Below are 3626 nucleotides of genomic sequence, written 5' to 3'. Positions count from 1 at the left end.
ATTCAGGCTCTCCGACAGCGTATCGATGTCGACGCCGGTATAACCGCCACTGCGCGAAATCTCGATCAGCAGCTCGCGCGCCTCGGCGGTGTAGGCAAGGTCGCTCGGCAGGCCGATTTCGTTGTAGATCTGCATGCTCTTGCGGTCGCTGGAAAACACGACAAAAACTGAAACCCATTTCGGATGCTGGCGGGCGAAACGTTGCGCGCAATCGACCGCGCCCAGAGCCCGCTCAACCGGCGACAGGCCGGGCGCCCGCACCAACGTCACCCACAGCTCATCATATCGATCGCTGAGATACTGCAGGACGGCGCGAAACAGGTTCTCCTTGCTGCGGAAATGGAAGACGACCAGGGCATTGGACGAGCCGACATGTTCGGCGATGCGCTGCATGGTGACGCTTGCCAGCCCCTCCTCCGCGATGAGTTCGATGGTGGCGTCGATGATCCGCTGCACGCTGGCTTCGCCGCGCTCGCGCCGACGGTCCTTGGGCGGCGCGGCATCGTTTGCCGCACGCCCATTCTTCGCCGTAGCGCCTTTGCGTTTTGCCGCCGCAGCCTTTTGTTGCGCCATCTTCGTCCAGCTCCTTTCGGACCTTCTGGCGCGATCACCGGCGCCACCACAGATTCGTCTATTCGAGGTGTCCGGCGTCGGCTCTCCAACCGCGGCAAGAGCCGCATCGCCCTGTTATAGCGACGGACGCGTTTCGGCGTTTGTGTACCACTGCCCGTTGGCCGTCTCATAGGCCATGGCCGCTCGGAAAACATCGGCATCGCAATAGGTGCGGCCGACGATCTGGATGCCTGTCGGCACGCCGCTTGCCGCCCGACCCGAAGGGATGGACAGAACCGGACAACGGCTCATCATGTTGAACGGCGTCGTCATCACCCATCCCAACGACGGGTTCACCTGCTTACCGTTGATCTCGACCGTACCCGTGGTCTGATCGAACTCCGCCGGCACGGAGGGAAGCGCGTTGGTCGGGCAGATCAGCACATCGTAGGTCTCCAGCAGCGGCCCCAGCGTCTGGTACATCCTGGCCGCCACGTCGAGTGTTCCGACAAAGTCCGTCGCCTTCGACTTTTGCCCGTCCTCGGCGAACTGCCTGGCATAGCTCGTCATGTCCTTGCCGTGCTTCTTGAGCAGCTGCGACAGCGATGCGCCGAACAGATGCTCGAGATAGGCCATGCCCGCCCTGAGCACTTCGTCGCCCCAGCCCAGATCGACTTCCTCGACCGTGGCGCCGAGCGAACGGAACACATCGCAGGCGGCAAGCGTGTTCTTGCGCACGTCCGGGTCGACTTCGAAAGAACCAAGGTCCATCGAGAAAGCAATCTTCCAGCCCTTGATCGGCTTGTACTCGAGCGGCAGGCGCAGTTTCGGGCGCAGCGTGGCGATGTCGAGCGGGCTTGGTCCGGCCATCACATTCTGCAGCAGGATCGCATCCCCGACGTTTCGCGCCAGCGGTCCGGTGTGGCAGTAGAAGTCGAGGTTGAATGGCGGCTCGTCCGGATTGCGCCCGTAAGGCGGCTTGAAGCCGACAAGACCGCAGGCCGACGCGGGAATCCGGATCGATCCCGCAATGTCCGAACCGGTGGCGATCGACGACGTGCCGGATGCCAGCGTCGCCGCGGAGCCTCCCGACGAACCACCGGGCGTGAAATCCGGGTTCCACGGATTGCGCGTCACGCCCCAGCGTTTCGACCAGGTGTAGCCGGCGCAGCTGAATTCAGGCGTCGCCGTGCGGGCATGGACAATGCCTCCGGCCTTGATGATGCGCTCGTTCATCGTCGAGGTATGGCCACCGATAGCATCCCCGGACAGCAGCGAGCCGTGCGAGGTCCGCTTGCCCTTGATGTAGCTCTCGTCCTTTATGCCGATCGGCAGGCCCTCGAGCGCCCCGGTCCGGGCGCCCCTGGCGTATTTTGCCTCGGCTTTCCTGGCCAGGTCTATCGCCTCGTCGAAATGCGTGAAGGTGAGGCAGTTGATCGTCGCTTTGGTGGCTTCGGCGCGGCGGATGGTGGCCTGCATCAGTTCGACGGGCGAAAGCTTCTTTGCCTTGAACAGCCGCAGCGCCTCGCTGGCCGGCATGTAGCAAAGGTCGAGATCGGTCATGGGAAGTCTCCTGCGATCTGCGCATCGCGTTTGGCATGGACGGAAGATGACCGCGCCGCGTGCGGCGGCGCGGGAAAGCCTGGTCAGGTCATTTCTGCAGGTCGGTCCAGATCTTCGTGTAGAGCGCCTGCACATCGGGCGGGCAGGCCAGCATGAATTGGCCCTTGGCGGCGAACTCGGCGGGAATGTTGACTTCCGGCGCGGTCTTCATGTCGTCGGGCATGAAGGCTTCCGAGCCCTTGATGCCGTTCGAATAACGCGCAAAGGCTGAGATCAGCGCCGCATTCTGCGGATCCATGATGAAGTTCTGGAACAGCTTGGCGTTGTCGACATTCTTGGCGTCCTTGAGGACAGCGACATTGTCCATCCAGATCGGATAGCCTTCCTTGGGATAGCCATAGACGATCTTGTCGTTCTCAAGCCGCTCGCGCAGCGATATGCCGTTCCAGTTGACGCCCGCGGCGATGTCGCCCCTGCCCAGGCCATCGACGGCCGCATAGTCGAGCGAAAGCCATCTCGCCTTCGCCTCCACCAGCTTGTCATGCACCTTCTTCAGCATCTGCATGTCGCTGCTGCAATATTTGCCACCCTCGTAAGCGATGGCGAGGAACATGATGTCACCCATTTCGGGTACGACATTGATCTTGCCGACGAGTTCGGGAGGTGGGTCGAGGAAGATCGCCGATGTGTTCGGATCGCCGGCATAGACCGACTTGTTCACCGAAATGCCGGTCGTGCCCCACTGCCATGGAACGGTGTATTTACGGCCTGGATCGAATGGAACATCGACCCACCTCGGATCGACGTTCTTGAAGTTTTCCATCTTGTTGGGATCGGTCTCCAAGAGCAGACCTTCGCTGATCCAGACCGGCACGACGCTCGCCGAAGGCACGACGATGTCATAGCCGGAGGCGCCCTGCCGGACCTTGGCCAAGGCAGTATCGTTGGAATCATAGTCGGTGACGGTGACCTTGACCTTGTAAGTCTCCTCGAACTTCTTGATCAGGTCGGGGCTGGTGTAATTGCCCCAATTGTAGATGTTGAGCTCGCCGTCGGCACGGGCCACGCCCGTGACAGTCAGCAGCGACAGGCCGATGGCCGTCACGGTCAGTTTCAAGTTCATGCTGCATGCTCCCATTGTTGGACCGGCGGCGTTACGGCCTCAGGTCCGTTTCCTGCTGACGAAAAGATGACCGCGACAATGCCGATCGACGGCACGAGAGCGGCCGTCGACATCGCACTCGCGGCATGCGGCGCACCGGCAACGGCAAGCCGCATCGCGGTCGAGATATTCCCCTCTTCATTGTGGCCATTCACCGGCTGGCGCCGGCTGTCCAACTCAATTCGCGACCTCAGGAGTAACTATGACTAAACATACAGTCAATATCTTTCCGCGGGTACGGCCATTGCTCGGCGATTGACGATGCGCCCGATGAGATGGTGACTGAGTGAGCAGGCAGAAAGAGGTTTAGCCGCGATACCGGACGCGTCAGGCCGTGGAGGCCGAAATG

The 3626-nt window shown here is 61.5% G+C and carries 4 protein-coding genes; 1 reads left to right on the top strand and 3 read right to left on the bottom strand.

The window, feature by feature from the left end; all coding sequences use genetic code 11:
• The 3 genes from EN906_RS26710 to EN906_RS26700 all read right to left on the bottom strand — a co-directional run.
• Positions 1-573, bottom strand: a 573-nt coding sequence (locus EN906_RS26710; protein WP_164777376.1) for a TetR/AcrR family transcriptional regulator, incomplete at its 3' end; no start/stop codon positions are given.
• Between the two features lie 114 nt (positions 574-687).
• Positions 688-2115, bottom strand: a complete 1428-nt coding sequence (locus tag EN906_RS26705) for an amidase (protein ID WP_127269127.1) — start codon at positions 2113-2115, stop codon at positions 688-690.
• Positions 2116-2203: 88 nt separating this feature from the next.
• On the bottom strand, positions 2204-3238 hold the full coding sequence (locus EN906_RS26700) for an extracellular solute-binding protein (protein WP_127269126.1): 1035 nt from the start codon (positions 3236-3238) through the stop codon (positions 2204-2206).
• A 66-nt stretch (positions 3239-3304) separates the two neighbouring features.
• Between EN906_RS26700 and EN906_RS26695 the strand changes: the two genes are divergently transcribed.
• Complete coding sequence (locus EN906_RS26695) at positions 3305-3487, top strand: hypothetical protein (protein WP_127269125.1); 183 nt, start codon at positions 3305-3307, stop codon at positions 3485-3487.
• Positions 3488-3626: the final 139 nt, after the last annotated feature.

This window comes from Mesorhizobium sp. M7A.F.Ca.CA.004.06.1.1, from assembly GCF_003999135.1.
Lineage (GTDB): Bacteria > Pseudomonadota > Alphaproteobacteria > Rhizobiales > Rhizobiaceae > Mesorhizobium.
This window is presented reverse-complemented; position numbering and strand designations above follow the sequence as displayed.

Coding starts and splice junctions, on each gene's coding strand:
- EN906_RS26695 (WP_127269125.1), top strand. CDS start 3,305: ATGACCGCGACAATGCCGATCGACGGCACGAGAGCGGCCGTCGACATC.
- EN906_RS26705 (WP_127269127.1), bottom strand. CDS start 2,115: ATGACCGATCTCGACCTTTGCTACATGCCGGCCAGCGAGGCGCTGCGG.
- EN906_RS26700 (WP_127269126.1), bottom strand. CDS start 3,238: ATGAACTTGAAACTGACCGTGACGGCCATCGGCCTGTCGCTGCTGACT.